General features: G+C 71.0%; 16 protein-coding genes. 13 read left to right on the forward strand and 3 right to left on the reverse strand.

The window, feature by feature from the left end; all coding sequences use genetic code 11:
• Nucleotides 1-59 precede the first annotated feature (59 nt).
• The 5 genes from ACPEH2_RS07875 (at nt 60) to ACPEH2_RS07895 (ending at nt 3,908) form a co-directional block, all read left to right on the forward strand.
• Entirely contained in the window at nt 60-341 is a 282-nt protein-coding gene (locus tag ACPEH2_RS07875; RefSeq protein ID WP_064002763.1) for a metal-sensitive transcriptional regulator, read from the forward strand.
• A gap of 28 nt (nt 342-369) precedes the next feature.
• Entirely contained in the window at nt 370-657 is a 288-nt protein-coding gene (locus ACPEH2_RS07880; RefSeq protein ID WP_359918494.1) for a heavy-metal-associated domain-containing protein, read from the forward strand.
• Nucleotides 654-2,831, forward strand: coding sequence for a heavy metal translocating P-type ATPase (locus ACPEH2_RS07885; protein ID WP_359918497.1), 2,178 nt, complete (start codon nt 654-656; stop codon nt 2,829-2,831). The genes ACPEH2_RS07880 and ACPEH2_RS07885 overlap by 4 nt, the downstream gene beginning before the upstream one ends.
• A gap of 135 nt (nt 2,832-2,966) precedes the next feature.
• A complete protein-coding gene (locus tag ACPEH2_RS07890) occupies nt 2,967-3,395 on the forward strand; it encodes an SRPBCC family protein (RefSeq protein ID WP_359918499.1) in 429 nt (142 codons plus the stop codon).
• Between the two features lie 81 nt (nt 3,396-3,476).
• The gene (locus ACPEH2_RS07895; protein WP_359918501.1) at nt 3,477-3,908 is read left to right on the forward strand and encodes a hypothetical protein; all 432 of its coding nucleotides are present in this window, start codon (nt 3,477-3,479) and stop codon (nt 3,906-3,908) included.
• 1 nt (nt 3,909) lies between these two features.
• Here the strand turns inward: ACPEH2_RS07895 and ACPEH2_RS07900 are convergent, their stop codons facing one another.
• The gene (locus tag ACPEH2_RS07900; protein ID WP_359918502.1) at nt 3,910-4,647 is read right to left on the reverse strand and encodes an SDR family NAD(P)-dependent oxidoreductase; all 738 of its coding nucleotides are present in this window, start codon (nt 4,645-4,647) and stop codon (nt 3,910-3,912) included.
• A 23-nt stretch (nt 4,648-4,670) separates the two neighbouring features.
• On the reverse strand, nt 4,671-6,224 hold the full coding sequence (locus ACPEH2_RS07905; RefSeq protein WP_359918504.1) for a cryptochrome/photolyase family protein: 1,554 nt from the start codon (nt 6,222-6,224) through the stop codon (nt 4,671-4,673).
• A gap of 94 nt (nt 6,225-6,318) precedes the next feature.
• On the opposite strand from ACPEH2_RS07905, the gene ACPEH2_RS07910 reads away from it, so the two are divergent.
• Nucleotides 6,319-7,311, forward strand: a complete 993-nt coding sequence (locus ACPEH2_RS07910; protein WP_359918505.1) for an alpha/beta fold hydrolase — start codon at nt 6,319-6,321, stop codon at nt 7,309-7,311.
• 22 nt (nt 7,312-7,333) lie between these two features.
• On the opposite strand, the gene ACPEH2_RS07915 is transcribed toward ACPEH2_RS07910, so the two are convergent.
• A complete protein-coding gene (locus ACPEH2_RS07915) occupies nt 7,334-8,527 on the reverse strand; it encodes an ROK family protein (protein WP_359918507.1) in 1,194 nt (397 codons plus the stop codon).
• 127 nt (nt 8,528-8,654) lie between these two features.
• Here ACPEH2_RS07915 and ACPEH2_RS07920 point away from each other — a divergent pair, with 127 nt between their 5' ends.
• The 7 genes from ACPEH2_RS07920 (at nt 8,655) to ACPEH2_RS07950 (ending at nt 15,375) form a co-directional block, all read left to right on the forward strand.
• Nucleotides 8,655-9,959 (forward strand): ABC transporter substrate-binding protein, encoded by a 1,305-nt coding sequence (locus ACPEH2_RS07920; RefSeq protein ID WP_359918509.1) that lies wholly within the window; start codon nt 8,655-8,657, stop codon nt 9,957-9,959.
• Nucleotides 9,956-10,879, forward strand: coding sequence for a carbohydrate ABC transporter permease (locus ACPEH2_RS07925; protein ID WP_359918511.1), 924 nt, complete (start codon nt 9,956-9,958; stop codon nt 10,877-10,879). The genes ACPEH2_RS07920 and ACPEH2_RS07925 overlap by 4 nt, the downstream gene beginning before the upstream one ends.
• Entirely contained in the window at nt 10,879-11,799 is a 921-nt protein-coding gene (locus ACPEH2_RS07930) for a carbohydrate ABC transporter permease (protein WP_359918513.1), read from the forward strand. Before ACPEH2_RS07925 ends, ACPEH2_RS07930 begins: the two co-directional genes overlap by 1 nt.
• Nucleotides 11,800-11,828: 29 nt before the next feature.
• Nucleotides 11,829-13,523: a glycoside hydrolase family 13 protein gene (locus ACPEH2_RS07935; protein ID WP_423718541.1), complete on the forward strand. Its 1,695-nt coding sequence runs from the start codon at nt 11,829-11,831 to the stop codon at nt 13,521-13,523.
• A 107-nt stretch (nt 13,524-13,630) separates the two neighbouring features.
• Complete coding sequence (locus ACPEH2_RS07940) at nt 13,631-14,491, forward strand: DNA-formamidopyrimidine glycosylase family protein (protein ID WP_359918515.1); 861 nt, start codon at nt 13,631-13,633, stop codon at nt 14,489-14,491.
• Nucleotides 14,492-14,546: 55 nt separating this feature from the next.
• A complete protein-coding gene (locus tag ACPEH2_RS07945; protein WP_359918517.1) occupies nt 14,547-14,921 on the forward strand; it encodes a DUF2256 and DUF3253 domain-containing protein in 375 nt (124 codons plus the stop codon).
• A 1-nt stretch (nt 14,922) separates the two neighbouring features.
• A complete protein-coding gene (locus ACPEH2_RS07950) occupies nt 14,923-15,375 on the forward strand; it encodes an MSMEG_6728 family protein (RefSeq protein ID WP_311860985.1) in 453 nt (150 codons plus the stop codon).
• The last annotated feature ends 210 nt before the right edge of the window (nt 15,376-15,585 follow it).

A 15,585-nucleotide genomic window follows, 5' to 3' on the forward strand; every position in this document is an offset into this window, starting at 1 on the left:
GGGATGCCGTGGCCCCAGACGCCTTGACGTACATACCCTAGGGGGGTACCGTATCCAGCGTGAACGGGTACGACGCGAACAAGGACGACCTGCAGAAGCGGCTGCGCCGCGTCGAGGGACAGGTGCGCGGCATCGCCCGCATGGTCGACGAGGACAAGTACTGCATCGACATCCTCACGCAGGTGTCCGCGGCGACGAAGGCCCTCGAGACCGTCGCGCTCTCGCTGCTCGCCGACCACCTCAGCCACTGCGTCGCCGAGGCGAGCGCCGAAGGCGGGCAGGTCGCCGCCGACAAGATCCGCGAGGCGAACGACGCGATCGCCCGTCTCGTCCGCTCCTGAACTCGCTCCTGAACCTGGAGGAAACACCATGACCGACCGCATCCAGCTGGGCCTCACCGACGTCTCCGCATCCGCGACGCCTGCCGCCCCGGCATCCGCTGTCACCGAAGAACTGCTCGTCACCGGTATGACCTGCGGCCACTGCGCCGCGAGCGTCCGCGAGGAGCTCTCCGAGATCGACGGCGTCGAGGCCGTGACCGTCGACCTCGTCGCCGGCGGCACCTCGCACGTCACCGTGCACAGCGCGACCCCCCTCGACGACGACGCCCTGACCGCCGCCATCGAGGAGGCCGGATACACCCGGGTGTCGGCGTGAGCACCACCGACGTCGAACTCGACATCTCCGGGATGACCTGCGCCTCGTGCGCCACCCGGATCGAGCGCAAGCTCAACAAGCTGCCCGGGGTCGAGGCATCCGTCAACTACGCCACCGAGAAGGCGCGCGTGCGTGCCGAGGGCGTCGAGACGACGCAGCTGATCGCGACCGTCGAGGCCGCGGGCTACGGCGCGACCGTACCCACGCCCGAGCCTGAGGCGGCCGAGGCGGAGGACGAGACGAAGCCGCTCCGCCAGCGGCTTCTGATCAGCGCGGCGCTGTCGCTGCCGGTGGCGCTGATGTCGATGATCCCGGCGCTGCAGTTCGAGTACTGGCAGTGGCTCGCGCTGACCCTCGCGGCTCCCGTCGCGGTGTGGGGCGCGTGGCCGTTCCACCGGGCCGCGGCCGTCAACCTGCGCCACGGCGCCGCGACGATGGACACCCTCATCAGCCTCGGCGTCATCGCCTCGTTCGGCTGGTCGCTCTACGCCCTGTTCTTCGGCGGCGCGGGCATGCCGGGCATGACGATGTCCTTCACGCTCGTCGGGGCGCCGCGGGCGGGCGGGCACGAGATCTACCTCGAGGTCGCCGCGCTCGTCACCGTCTTCATCCTCGCCGGGCGATACATCGAGGCCCGCGCGAAGCGGGCGTCGTCCGAGGCGCTGCGCGCGCTGCTCGAACTCGGGGCGACGGATGCCGCGAAGCTGCAGAACGGTGTCGAGACGCGCGTGCCGGTGTCGCAGTTGGTCGTCGGCGACACGGTCGTCGTGCGTCCGGGCGAGAAGATCCCGTCGGACGGTCTCGTCACCGCGGGGATGAGTAGCGTCGACGCGAGCATGCTGACGGGTGAATCGATGCCCGTCGAGGTCGCGGAGGGTTCGCGGGTCGTCGGCGCGACGATCAACGTCGGCGGACGCCTCGAGGTGCAGATCACCCGGGTGGGTGCCGACACCGAGCTGGCGCGGATGCGCCGGCTCATGGAAGAGGCGCAGACCGGCAAGGCCGAGGTGCAGCGCCTCGCCGACCGGGTCTCGGCCGTCTTCGTCCCCGTCGTGATCGGCCTCGCGGTCGTCGCCCTCGTCGGCTGGACGATCGCCGGTGCGCCATGGGAGCTCGCGTTCACCGCCGCCGTCGCGACGCTCATCATCGCGTGCCCGTGTGCGCTGGGTCTCGCGACCCCGACCGCCCTGCTGGTGGGAACCGGGCGCGGGTCGCAGCTCGGCATCCTGATCCGCGGACCTCAGGTGCTCGAGCAGACCCGCACCGTCGACACGATCGTGCTCGACAAGACCGGCACCGTCACGACCGGACGCATGAGCGTGACCGACGTACTGCCCTCGGGCGTCTCGCGCGAGGAGCTGCTCGCCGTCGCGGCGGCGGTGGAGTCGGGGTCGGAGCACCCCGTCGCCCGCGCGATCGTCGCGGCTTCGACAGCGGGGGTTGTCGAGTCGTTCCAGTCGCACGCCGGGTTCGGGGTGCAGGGTGTCGTGGACGGAGCGGCGGTCGTCGCCGGGCGTCCGTCGTGGCTCGCCGAGCAGTGGGCAGTCACCGTACCTGCGGATTTGCCCGAGGGCACGGTCGTCGCCGTCGCCCGGGACGGGGAGTACCTCGGTGCGATCGTCGTCGCCGACACGGTGAAGCCCACGAGCGCCGCGGCGATCGCACGGTTCCGTGAGCTCGGTCTCGAGCCGATCCTGCTGACCGGTGACACCGCCTCCTCGGCAGCGCGGGTCGCCGCCGAGGTCGGGATCTCCCGCGTGGAGGCCGGGGTGACGCCGGCGGGCAAGCTCGACGCGATCCGCCGGCTGCAGGGCGAAGGCCGGGTCGTGGCGATGGTCGGCGACGGTGTCAACGACGCCGCGGCGCTCGCCGCTGCCGACCTCGGGATCGCGATGGGTGGCGGGACGGATGCGGCGATCGCGGCATCCGACATCACCGTCGTCTCGGGCGATCCCCTCGTCGTCGCCGATGCGGTGCGCCTCGCGCGGCGGACCCTCGGGATCATCAAGGGCAACCTGTTCTGGGCGTTCGCGTACAACGTCGCCGCGATCCCGCTCGCGATGGCCGCGCTGCTCAACCCGCTCGTGGCCGCCGCCGCGATGGCGCTGTCGTCGGTGTTCGTGGTGACGAACAGTCTGCGGCTGCGCGGGTTCCAGGCGGTGGGGCGGGGCTGAGGCGGTGCGCGGCCGGGGTTCGCGGGTAGGGCGTTCACGGATGCAATGGATGCCGCGCGACACGCCGCGCCCCGGCATCCGTCCCCGAGACGCCGCACGCGTCGACCCCCATCGGATCCCACCTAGGGTGAGGACATGTTCACCGTCGCCGAGTCCGTCACGATCGACCGCCCGGTGGACGAGGTGTTCGCCTTCTTCACCGCGGGGCGCGCCCGCTGGGACGAGTCGGTCATCTCGGAGGAGCTGACCTCGCCTCCGCCCGTCGGCGTCGGGTCGACGCTGCACACCCGGATGCGGGCGGTCGGGCGCGAGTTCGCGTTCGACTGGCGTGTGACCGGGTACGAACCCGGCTCCCGCATGGCGATCACCAGCACCAGCGGCGTCATGGCGACGTCGTCGGAGCTGACGTTCGCCGACGCGAACGGCGCGACCCTCGTGAGGGTGGGCATCGAGGCGGAACCGACCGGCGTCATGCGCCTCGCGCAGGCGATGATCGCCGGCGAGGTGCGTTCCACGCTCACGGCGTCGCTCGCGAAAGCCAAGCGCGTGCTCGAGCAGGACTGACGACCCGCGTCATCCTTCCGACGGACACGGATGCCTCGCGAGGCCGATGATCGCGGCGCGGCATCCCCGTAGACAGGGAGCATGAACCGCGCACTCGCCGCCCTGTCCCTCGCCCTCCTCGCCGCCGGCCTGACCACGGCGTGCGCGCCGACGTCGAGCGACATCGAGGAGCGTGTGCTCGGCACTGTCGCGGCGGGGACGACCCTCACCGTGACCGACCTGCTCCCCGAGGAGGGGGCGAAGCGGTTCACGGTCGCCTGTCCGTACGAGACCCCAGCGGATGTCGCTGCCCGGCTCGACGTCGACGCGAAGGCGGTGCCCGACCTCTCGGACCGCGACGACGCTCAGGCGCTCGTCGTCGTGAGGGCGGACGGGATCGACGCGGGCGAACTCCCGCGCGATCGGGTCGACTTCTGCTCGACGGGCGGCGCGTGGCCGGTCTACTCGGGCGACGCCGATGACAGGCTCGCCGTCACGCGGAACGACGACGACGTCTACGTCGTGACCCGCTGACCTACTTCACGAGCGGGCGGATCGTGGTGAACCCGCCGTCGACCGGGATCACCTGACCGGTGATGCGGGCGGCATCCGCCGACAGCAGCCAGTCCATGACCGCCGCCACGTCGTCGGCGCTCTGCACCCCGCCTAGCGGGTACTGCTTCTCGGCGCCCTCCCGCTGCATCGGGACGCTCAGCATCCCGGCCGTCATGGGGGTGTCGGTCATGCCCGGAGCGACCGCGTTGACCCGGATGCCGCGGCTCGCATACGTCGCGGCGGCGCTGCGGACGAGCGCCTCGACACCGCCCTTCGCTGCGGCGATCGCCTCGTGGTTCGCGACGCCGATTCGCGCGACGACGGAGCTCGCGAACACTGCGGCACCGGGCTCCTTGCCGGTCGCCTCGAGCCAGGCCTGCAGGATCCAGATGCTGCTCTCGAGGTTCACCCGCAGGATGTCGCGCGCCGCGTCGGCCTTCGTGCGGTGCAGCGGCGTGATGAGCGTGCTGCCCACCGCGTGCGCGAGCCAGGCGGGCGCGTCACCCAGCTCGGACCGGCACCCCTCGAGTGCGGCGGCGGCACCCTCGGGCGTCGTCACGTCGGCCTCGAGGTGCGCGTCCGCCTCGACGGCGGTGAGGGATGCGGCATCCCGCCCCACCGCGGCGACCCGCAGCCCGCGTGCCCGCAGCCGGGCGACGAGGGCGCTGCCGACGCCGCCGCGGGCGCCGGTGACGAGGGCGATGTCGGTCGAGGTCATGGTGTCTCCTTGCTCGGGTGGGGTCAGGCGTGGCTCGGAACGGGGACGTCGCCGCGGCGGATCGCGTCGGCGCGTTCGCGGATGCCGGTGATCTCGTCGTCGTCCAGGCGCGAGACGTTCTTCACCTGCAGCGACATGCGGTGGTTGGCGGCGAGCGGCTCCTCGTGCCGGATGAGGTAGTCCCAGTACAGGGTCGTGAACGGGCACGCGTCGTCGCCGACCCGCTTCGCGGGATCGAACGGGCAGGTCTTGCAGTACGGGCTCATGCGGTCGATGTACTTGCCGGTCGCGGCATACGGTTTGCTGCCCATCAGCCCGCCGTCCGCGTACTGGCTCATCCCGAGGGTGTTCGGCAGTTCCGCCCACTCGACCGCATCGACGTACACCGCGAGGTACCAGGCGTGGACTTCTTTCGGGTCGACGCCGAGCAGCATTGCGTACAGACCCGTCACCATGAGGCGCTGGATGTGGTGCGCATACCCGTTCTCGAGCGTCGTGCCGATCGCGTCCTGCAGGCACGCCATCGCGGTGTCGCCGGTCCAGTAGAAGTCCGGTAGCGGCTCGAACGCCTCGAACGCATTCCGTTCGAGGTATCCGGGCATCTGCGTCCAATAGATCCCGCGGACGTACTCGCGCCAGCCGAGGATCTGGCGGATGAACCCTTCGACGGCCGCGAGCGGCGCCTTCTTCGCCCGGTACGCCGCCTCTGCCGCGGCGACGACCTCGCGGGGAGTCAGCATCTTGAGGTTCATCGACGACGACAGGTGCGCGTGCCACAGCCACGGCTCGCCCGGCCACATCGCGTCCTGCGTCTCGCCGAAGCCCGGCAGCCGCTCGGCGACGAACAGGTCGAGCGCCTCGAGCGCCTGCGGGCGGGTCACCGGCCACGCGAACGAGTCGAGCGAGCCGGGGTGGTCGCCGAACCGCTTCTCGATGAGGGCGATGACGTCGCGCGTGATCTCGTCGGGCTCGAACCGGGCGCGCGGCGGTACGAGCCCCGGACCCTGCTTCGGAAAAGCCTTTCGGTTGTCGGCGTCGTAGTTCCACTGCCCGCCGACGGGCTGGCCGCGCGTCGTCATCAGCACGTCGTGCTTCTTGCGCATCTCGCGGTAGAAGTACTCCATCCGCAGCGACGTGCGACCCTCAGCGTGCGCGGCGAACTCCGCGACGGTGCAGAAGAAGTGACGATCCTCACGGATCTCCAGCGGGATGCCGGTGGTCTCGGCGACCTCGCGGAGCGCTTCCCGCACGCGCCACTCCCCGGGCTCCGTCACGATGAGCCCCTCGGGCTTCAGCCTCTTCAGGTCGGCGGCGAGCTGCTCGGCGAGCGATCCCCGAGTCCCGCGGGCGTCGAGCTTCGCGTAGTGGAGGGGGCGCCCGGCACCCGTCAGTTCGGCGGCGAAGTGGCGCATGGCGGCGAGGAAGACGGCGGTGCGCTGCTTCGTGCTCCACACGTGCTCGGATTCCTCGGCGACCTCCGCCATCCAGACGGCATCGCGAGCCGCGTCGAAGTCGTCGAACGCGCTCGACTCGTGGTCGAGCTGGTCGCCCAGCACGATGACGAGGTGGCGCAGCATGGCGCCAGCGTAGGAACGCCGCGGACCGATCCCCAGCGCTTGTGCGCGGGGCGGCCCTGCGCTAGCGGCGCGCGCGACCTGGCATCCTGGGGGCATGCCCGCGACAGAGGACGCCCCCAACGTCGACGTCGAGCATGTCGGCCACGGCGATCGCCGCACGCGGGTCACGCGGGTCGAGACCACCGCGGGCGACGGCGGCCGCCCGTTCGTGCTGGTCGCGGGGGTCGGGGTCGCGGCGACCTACTTCGAGTTCCTCGCGCCGTCGCTCGCCGAGCACGGCGACGTCTTCGCCCTCGACCTGCCGGGTTTCGCCGGGATGCCGCGCCCCGGCGACCAGCCCACGGCCGAGTTCTTCGCCGATCGGGTCGAGGAGGTGCTCGACCACTACGGGCTCGGCGACCCCGTGATCATCGGCCACTCGATGGGGACGCAGATCGTCACCGAGGTACTCATCCGCCGGCCGCAGCTGCGTCACGCCGTGCTCGTGAGCCCCGTGGTCAACGACCAGGAGTCGTCGCTCCCGATCGTCGCGCTCCGCTTCGCGCAGTCCGCCACCCGCGAGACGTTCCACCTCGCCATGACGGCGCTGTCGGCCTACGTCCTCTGCGGTTTCGTCTACTTCGTGCAGGTGCTCCCGCACCTGCTGCGCTACCGGCTGATCGAGCGGATGCCGCTCGTCGAGGCATCCGTCCTGTTGATCCGCGGCGAGTACGACGCGACGTCCCCGCGCCGGTTCCACTCCCGGCTCGTCGCCGTGGCCCGGCGCGCGCGCCGCTGGGAGATCCGGGGAGCGGCGCACTCGATCATCAACGCGCACGCCGTGGGTGCCGCCGACCTCATCGTGAAGCACGCGAACGACTCACTCGCCCCGAAGGGACGGATGCCGGCCGAGAAGGCGGTCGTCCCCCCGCCGCCGCACGCGGGACTCGACATCGTGCTCAGCGCGATGCGCGAGCGCTTCGCCGAGTGGTGGTCCGCCGCCCGCGGCGACGAGGCGGGCGTCGAGCGCGCGAAGGAGCGCCACGCGCGCATCCTCTGGCGCGCCTACACCCGCTCGGGCCAGGACCCCCGCCGCGACGCACGCTGACAGAACCCGCGCTGCGCGCTGCTCAGCCGGCGGCGCCCCACACGTCGAGCACCCGCTCGCGGGCCGACGCGACGGCGGCGGCCACCGCACCGGTCACGACGACCTCGCCGCCGAGCGTCGAGGCGACGAGCTCGGGCGCGGGCAGGTCGAGGTCGGTCGGCAGCGAGCGCCGCGCGGCGGCGACCACCTCGGCGACGCCGTCGGCGATCGCGCCCGAGACCACCACCCGCTCGGGGTCGAACATGCTGCCCAGCACGCTGACGATGCGGGCGAGCGCGAGGCCCACCCGGTCGACGATGCGCAGGGCGTCGGCATCCCCCTGCGCGGCCATCGCGAGCACCGTCCGCGCGTCGAGCGATTCCGGCGCGACGTCGCGGAACCCCGCCGTCGCCTCGCCGGACTGTGCGAGTTCCGACGCCCACGCGGCCACGCGGTGGCCGAGGCCCTCGGCCCCGTGCACGCCGTCGACGTGGTCGAACGCGACCATCTCGCCGACCCCGCCGTGGCTGCCGCGCAGCAGGCGACCGTCGACGACGACGCCGGCGCCCAGGCGTGATCCGGCCAGCAGCGCGATGTAGTCCTGGCATCCCCTCGCGGCGCCGACCGACCCTTCGGCGATGGCCGCGAGCGAGGCGTCGTTCTCGATGCGCACGATCGGCGCCCACGACAGGACGTCGGCGAGGTCGGGGTTCATCCGCTCCCAGAAGCGGGTGGGATGCCGCGGCGACCGCCCCGTGCGATCGACGGGCGCGGGCACGCCCGCGCACACGGCCAGCACGTCGGTCCGCGTGACGTCCGCGGCGGCGAGGGCGCGGTCGATCGTCTCCGCGACGATCGCCGCGCGTGCGGGACCGTCGTCGCGGTCCAGGACGAGGCGCGCATCGGCATCCGCGATCCGCGTTCCGCGCAGGTCGGCGACCGTCACCGACACGTGCTCGTGGCCGGCGTCGACACCGACGACGACGGCGGCGTCCTCGCGCAGGACGAAGCGCCGGGCGGGTCGTCCTTTGCGGTAATCGCCGGCGAGGCGGGCGTTCGGCAGCTCGCGCAGCAGGCCCCGTGCGACGAGCGCGTCGGTCGCTTCGATCGTGGTCGACCGCGTCAACCCCGTGGACTGCAAGGCCTCTGTCGCGGTGAACTCCGAGGAGTCCCACGCGAAAGCGAGCACGGCGTCGTGGCTGGCAGGCCGTGCCGGGGAGGAGACGAGTGTCGACATCGGGGTCTTGACCTTTCGGGACGCGCCCTGCAATATTGCCTGCATCACATTGATTTGGCGACTAAATATAATCGCCGCATCACCTCGTGAGTGAGAACTTCGTCCGCAACGACGCGATCGGATACACATGTCATCGACCACTCCCCGCCGCCGACGGGCGGCCGCCGCGCTGGCCGTCGCCGCCCTCGGCGCCGCGACCCTGGCCGGCTGTTCCGCCGACGGCCGCGAGACCATCCGCTTCACCTTCAGCAAACGCGAGGCGCTGACCTTCATGCAGGACGTCGTGAAGGACTACAACGCCTCGCAGGACGCCGTCACGGTCGAGATGGACACGTCGGGCGTCGACGTCGTTTCGGCGAGCTTCGTGCGCGGCAACCCGCCCGACATCATGCTGGCCAACTACAACTACGAGGTCGCCCGCTTCGTCCAGCGGTGCGCGCTCAGCGATCTCGGTGACACGGATGCCGCGGCCACCGTGCGCGAGGACCTGCAGCCGCTCATGGAGCAGTACGGCACCTGCGAGGGCCGCACGAGCGCCCTGCCGTACTCGGTGATGGCCTCGTCGGTGATCTACAACACGCAGATCTTCGAGGAGAACGGGCTCGAGGTCCCCACGACGTGGGACGAGCTGATCGCCGTGTGCGACGCGCTCGAAGCCGCCGGCGTCACGCCGTTCTACGGCACGTTCAAGGACGACTGGACGGTCGCGCAGGGCTGGTACGACTACGCGATCGGCGGCTCCATCGACGTCATCGACTTCTTCGACCGGCTGGCCGCCGAAGGCGCCGACGTCGACGGGTCCTCGGACGTCTCGTTCGAGAAGGACTTCACGGAGCCCGCGGAGAAGATGCTGCAGCTGGCCACCGAGTACACGAACGAGGATGCCGACAGCCGGGCCTACGGCGACGGCAACCTCGCGTTCGGCGAGGGTCAGGCGGCGATGTACCTGCAGGGGCCCTGGGCCTTCAGCGAGATCGCGAAGACCGCGCCCGACGCGCCCCTCGGCACCTTCCCGCTGCCGATGACCGACGACCCCGACGACCGCGCGATCCGCGTGAACATGGACCTCGCGGCCATGATCCCCGACGCCTCCACGAAGAAGGACGCGGCGCGGGACTTCCTCGAGTACCTGTACCAGCCCGAGATCATCGAGGCCTACAACGAGTCCCAGCTCGGCTTCGCTCCGACGACGGATGCCGCTCCGCCCGACGACCCGCGGGTCCAGGGCATGCAGGAGTTCTACGACGCCGGCGCCATCTACCAGGGCCCGTCCGTCCTCGTGCCGAAGACGATCCCCGTCTTCGCCTACGCGCAGGCGCTGGTGTTCGGGCAGGACCCGGCGCAGACGTTCGCCACCATGGACAGCGACTGGTCGCGGCTCGCGTTCCGCCAGCCCGTCCTCACCGACGAGGCTGAGGAGGCCACGCGATGACCACCACCGCCGGGTCGACGACGACCCTCCTGACGCAGGGCGACCGCGCGCGTCGGCGCAGCAGCAACCGCGTCGAACCGATCTACTACCTGTTCCTGCTGCCCACCGTGCTGCTGTTCACCCTGGCGATCAGCGTCCCCGGGATCATCGGCATCTTCTTCAGCCTGACCGACTCGATCGGGCTGGGGGAGTGGAACTTCATCGGGTTCACGAACTACATCGCCCTGTTCAGCGATCCCGCGATCCTGCAGAGCTACCTGTTCACGGCCGGCTTCGCGGTGGCGACGGTCATCGTGGTCAACATCGCGGCGTTCCTGCTGGCCGTGGGCCTGACCTCCCGCATCCGCTTCAAGACGGGCCTCCGAACGATCTTCGTGATCCCGATGGTCATCTCGGGCATCATCATCGCCTACGTCTTCAACTTCCTGTTCTCGAACTCGCTGCCCTCGGCGGGGTCGGCGCTCGGGGTCCCGTGGCTGCAGGAGAGCCTGCTCGCGAACCCCGACCTCGCCTGGATCGCGATCGTCATCGTCACCGCGTGGCAGGCGATCCCGGGCACGCTCCTCATCTACATCGCGGGGCTGCTGTCGGTGCCGGGCGACGTGTACGAGGCGGCCGACATCGACGGGGCGTCCAAGCGGCAGCAGCTGCTGCGCATCACCATCCCGCTCGTCGCCGGGTACGTCGTCATCAACGTGATCCTCGGCTTCAAGGGCTTCCTCAACGCGTACGACATCATCGTCGGCCTCACCGGCGGCGGTCCCGGGACCGCGACGCGCAGCGTCGCGATGACGATCATCGCGGGCTTCAACGGCGGCGACTACGCCTACCAGATGGCCAACGCGACGATCTTCTTCATCGTCGCGGTCCTCATCTCTCTCCTCCAGCTCTCGCTCACGCGGGGAAGGAACAAGGTCTGATGTCCACCACGCAGCCCGCGCTCGCCTTCGAACAGGCCGACGCCGTCACCGCCCCCGACCGCCCCACCGAACCGCCGCGCCGTCGGCGCAAGACGGGCGCCGAGCGCCCCAACTGGTCGGGCACCGTCATCCTCTTCCTCTGCTCGGTCACCGTGCTCCTGCCGCTGTACGTCACCATCTCGATGTCGCTCAAGACGACGGGGCAGGCCGTCGACGGCAACGCGTTCTCGCTGCCGGCCCCGTTCAGCTTCGACGGGTTCGTGCAGGCGTGGAACCTCACGCAGTTCCCCGTCGGCGCCGCGATCTCGTTCTTCGTCACGGCGGGGACGGTGGTCGCGACGATCATCCTGGCCGCGTTCGCCTCGTACGCGATCGTCCGCAACTGGGACCGGAAGCTCTTCCGCTACTCGTTCTTCTACCTGCTGGCGGCGATGTTCATCCCGTTCCCCGTCGTCGCGCTGCCGCAGATCCAGCTGACCGGACGCCTCGGCCTCGACAACCCGGTGGGCGTCATCCTGCTGGCGACGATGTTCCAGCTGAGCTTCAGCGTGCTGCTGTTCACGGCGTTCCTGCGCTCGATCCCCCTCGAGCTCGAGGAGAGCGCGCGCATCGACGGCGCGACGACGTGGCAGACGTTCTGGAAGCTGATCTTCCCGCTGCTCGCCCCGATGAGCGCGACGGTCGGCATCTTCGCCTTCCTCTACGCGTGGAACGACTTCATGCTGCCGTCGCTGATCATCTCCGACCCCGGCATGCAGACGCTCCCGGTGCGCCAGAACCTGTTCCAGACGCAGTTCAGCAACAACTACAACGTCGCGTTCGCGTCGTACCTCATGGCCATGGCCCCCGCGATCCTCGCGTACCTCTTCACCCAGCGCTGGGTGATGGAGGGCGTGACGCAGGGCGCCGTCAAGGGCTGATCGACCACCGCAACCTCGAAAGGACCCTCGTGACCTCCGACGTGCAGACCGCACCCGAGACCGCCGACCTCACCGACGCCGAGCTGCCCGAATGGTGGCGGCAGGCGGTCGTCTACCAGGTGTATCCCCGCAGCTTCGCGGATGCCGACGGTGACGGCATCGGGGACCTTCGCGGCATCCGCTCCCGGGTGCCCTATCTGAAGGAACTCGGCGTCGATGCGATCTGGATGAGCCCGTTCTACCCGTCCGACCTCGCCGACGGCGGCTACGACGTGGCGGACTACCGCGACGTGGACCCGCGGCTGGGGACGCTCGACGACGCGGACGCGCTCATCGCCGCCCTCCACGAGGCGGGTATCAAGGTCGTCATCGACATCGTGCCGAACCACACCTCCGACCGGCACGCCTGGTTCCAGGAGGCGCTCGCCGCCGGGCGCGGCTCGGCGGCGCGGGCGCGGTACATCTTCCGGGACGGCAAGGGTGAGAACGGCGAGGAGCCGCCCGAGGACTGGACGTCGGCCTTCGGCGGCCCGGCGTGGGAGCGCGTCGAGGACGGGCAGTGGTACCTCCACAACTTCGCCGTGGAGCAGCCCGACCTCGACTGGTCGAACCCCGAGGTGCGCGCCGACTTCGTGCGGACGCTGCGCTTCTGGTCCGACCGGGGCGTCGACGGGTTCCGTATCGACGTCGCCCACATGCTGACGAAGGACCTGCCCGAGGAGCTCCCCACGCAGGCCGAGCTCGACGCGATGCCGCGCGACGGGCAGCATCCGATGATCGACCGCGACGACGTGCACGAGGTCTACGCCGAGTGGCGTCGGGTGTTCAACTCCTACGACCCGCCGCGCACCGCCGTCGCCGAGGCGTGGGTCGACCCGTCGCGCGTGCCGCTGTACGCGAGCGCCGAGAGCCTCGGCCAGGCGTTCAACTTCGATCTGCTCGAGGCCGACTTCGACGCCGGCCAGTTCCGGCGGATCGTCGCCGACAACCTCGCGCTCGCCGCCTCGTCGGGGTCGTCGACGACGTGGGTCCTCTCGAACCACGACGTCGTCCGGCACGCGACGCGGTACGGGCTGCCGCATCCGGAGCGGGATGCCTCGGGCCGCCCGTCGCGCAAGCACGGCAACGAGTGGCTGCTCTCGGGCGGCGCCGAGCCCGCGCTCGACGCGGAGGCGGGCCTGCGGCGCGCCCGCGCGGCGAGCACGTTCGTGCTGGGGCTGCCGGGCTCGGCCTACATCTACCAGGGCGAGGAGCTCGGGCTGCAGGAGGTCGCCGACATCCCCGATGACGAGCGACAGGACCCGACGTTCTTCCGCAGCCCCGGCGAGGACAAGGGGCGGGACGGATGCCGGGTGCCGATCCCCTGGACCGCGTCCGGCTCGTCGTTCGGCTTCGGCTCGGGCGGGTCGCACCTGCCGCAGCCGGAGTGGTTCGGCGGGATGTCGGTCGAGGCCCAGGAGGACGACCCCGCGTCGACCCTGAACCTCTACCGCCGTGCGCTGGAGCTGCGGCACGAGCTGCAGACGGCGGAGGAGTTGACCTGGCTCGAGACGGGACGCGATGACGTGCTCGCGTTCTCGCGACCGAACGGGTGGACCGTGGTCACGAACTTCGGCGACGAGCCGGCCGAGCTGCCGACGGGCGAGATCCTGCTGGCGAGCGCCGAGCTCGCGGACGACCGCCTGCCCGGCGCGACGACGGTCTGGCTGCGCGCCGCCGGCTGAAACCCGGACGGCCCGTCTCGCACGTGCCGACGTGCTCGTGCGCAACTCCGCAGCGCCGAGTCACCACTCAACGGCCGAATCACCACCGGAATGCATGACGATGGGTGGTGATTCGGCACGCGGGTGGTGACTCGTGGTTCGGCTGGAGCGACACGGGGATGGGGAGGCGGATGCCGGAGGGCGACAGTGTGTTCCGGTTGCGGCAGCGGCTGGCCGCGGCATCCGTCGGTCACACGATCGCCTCGGGTGAGCTGCGCTCCGGCGACGCGGCGGGCACGCCGCTCGCCGGGGCTCGGATCGCCTCGTACGACACGCACGGCAAGCACCTGCTGACCCGGTTCGACACGGGGCACACGCTGCACACGCACCTGCGGATGCAGGGGAGCTGGACAGTCACGCGGCCGGGTCGCCGCATCCCGTCCCGGGAGGAGCACCGGGTGCGCGTGCGGATGCGCCTCGACGACGGGTCGACGCTGTGGGGGATCGACCTGCCCGTCGTCCAACTAGTCGCCACGGCGAGCGAGGACGACGTGCTCGGGTACCTCGGTCCGGATCCGCTGCGCGAGGACTGGGATGCTGCCGAGGCGGTGCGCCGGCTCGCCTCACGGCCCGAGCGTCCTCTCGTCGCGGCGCTCCTCGACCAGCGCAACCTGGCGGGGCTCGGCAACCTGTGGGTCAACGAGACCGCGTTCCTCTCCGGCGCGCATCCGTTCGCACCGATCGGATCGGTCGACCTCGCACCGCTCGTCGAGAGGGCGGCGCGGATGCTGCGGATCTCGGCGACCGTGCCGGGGATGTACCAGGTGACCACCGGGTCGACGCGGAAGGGCGAGTCCCACTGGGTCGTCGGGCGCGCGGGACGCCCGTGCCTGCGGTGCGGCACCCGCATCCTCGTCCGCAACGAGGTCGCGAACGACCCCGAGCGTCGCCGCACCTGGTGGTGCCCGCGCTGCCAGCCGGAGGTGTGAGGTGCCCGCCCGCAACCCCTTCGCCCGTGTCTGCTCACCGACGTAACGTCGCGGCATGGCTTCCACCCCGGCACCCAAGTCCTGCGCCTCGTGCGGGCGCGAGATTCAGTGGCGCAAGAAGTGGGAGAAGACCTGGGACGAGGTGAAGTACTGCTCCGACGCGTGCCGGAAGCGCGGCATCCGTCCCGTGGACGAGAAGCTCACGCGGACGATCGTCGAGCTGCTGGATGCGCGGGCGGCGTCGGCGACCATCTGCCCGTCCGAGGCGGCGAGAGCGGTCGGTGGCGAGGACTGGCGCGACCTCATGGAACCCGCCCGTCGGGCAGCGAGGCGTCTGGTCGCGGCCGGCGAGGTCGAGATCACGCAGCGGGGGCAGGCCGTCGACCCGTCGACCGCGAAGGGACCCATCCGCATCCGGAAGGTCCGCTGACGTGCAGACCTTCGTCCCGTACGCCGACCTCGCCCGCGGCATGGCCGCGCTCGACACGAAGCGGCTCGGCAAGCAGCGCGTCGAGACCCTGCAGGTGATGCGCGCGCTGACGATCCCGGACTACGGCTGGCGCCACCACCCGGCGGTCGCCATGTGGCGCGGGCACCGCGCGGCGCTCATGGTCTACCAGGACCTCACGGTCGACGAGTGGGTCCGGCGCGGCTTCGCCGACACGACCCGGCAGTCCACCCTCGCGACCCTCGACGAGATCCCCGAGGACGGCGCCGAGTACCGGTCCGGCACGGTACGGATGCCGCCCTGGTTCGGCCGCGAGGAGGTCCACCGCTCGCACCGGTCGAACCTGCTCCGCAAGGATCTCGAGTACTACCGCGCGCAGGGCTTCGACGACCCCGACGACCTGCCGTACGTCTGGCCGAAGGCCGAGGTCGACTGAGTCAGGCGGATGCCGCCCACGCCCGGATCTCAGAGAGGAGACAAAAAAGTCCGGCATCCGCCACGATGGACGCACGCCCCGACCGTCCCCGGAGGAACCGATGTCCTACGCACCGCCCCCGCCGCCCTCGCCCTACGGTCGACCGATGCCTCCCGCCGCGGGTCCGGGGCAGCCGCCGCTCGAGTGGCCCCTCTACGGCGCGTCGTTCAC

Origin of the sequence: Microbacterium sp. NPDC064942, from assembly GCF_049545525.1 — a bacterium.
Lineage (GTDB): Bacteria > Actinomycetota > Actinomycetes > Actinomycetales > Microbacteriaceae > Microbacterium > Microbacterium gawkjiense.

Bases quoted from the DNA above. Each gene is read 5' to 3' on its own strand.
- ACPEH2_RS07880 (WP_359918494.1), top strand. From the start codon at position 370: ATGACCGACCGCATCCAGCTGGGCCTCACCGACGTCTCCGCATCCGCG.
- ACPEH2_RS07890 (WP_359918499.1), top strand. From the start codon at position 2,967: ATGTTCACCGTCGCCGAGTCCGTCACGATCGACCGCCCGGTGGACGAG.
- ACPEH2_RS07895 (WP_359918501.1), top strand. From the start codon at position 3,477: ATGAACCGCGCACTCGCCGCCCTGTCCCTCGCCCTCCTCGCCGCCGGC.
- ACPEH2_RS07900 (WP_359918502.1), bottom strand. From the start codon at position 4,647: ATGACCTCGACCGACATCGCCCTCGTCACCGGCGCCCGCGGCGGCGTC.
- ACPEH2_RS07905 (WP_359918504.1), bottom strand. From the start codon at position 6,224: ATGCTGCGCCACCTCGTCATCGTGCTGGGCGACCAGCTCGACCACGAG.
- ACPEH2_RS07910 (WP_359918505.1), top strand. From the start codon at position 6,319: ATGCCCGCGACAGAGGACGCCCCCAACGTCGACGTCGAGCATGTCGGC.
- ACPEH2_RS07915 (WP_359918507.1), bottom strand. From the start codon at position 8,527: ATGTCGACACTCGTCTCCTCCCCGGCACGGCCTGCCAGCCACGACGCC.
- ACPEH2_RS07920 (WP_359918509.1), top strand. From the start codon at position 8,655: ATGTCATCGACCACTCCCCGCCGCCGACGGGCGGCCGCCGCGCTGGCC.
- ACPEH2_RS07925 (WP_359918511.1), top strand. From the start codon at position 9,956: ATGACCACCACCGCCGGGTCGACGACGACCCTCCTGACGCAGGGCGAC.
- ACPEH2_RS07930 (WP_359918513.1), top strand. From the start codon at position 10,879: ATGTCCACCACGCAGCCCGCGCTCGCCTTCGAACAGGCCGACGCCGTC.
- ACPEH2_RS07945 (WP_359918517.1), top strand. From the start codon at position 14,547: ATGGCTTCCACCCCGGCACCCAAGTCCTGCGCCTCGTGCGGGCGCGAG.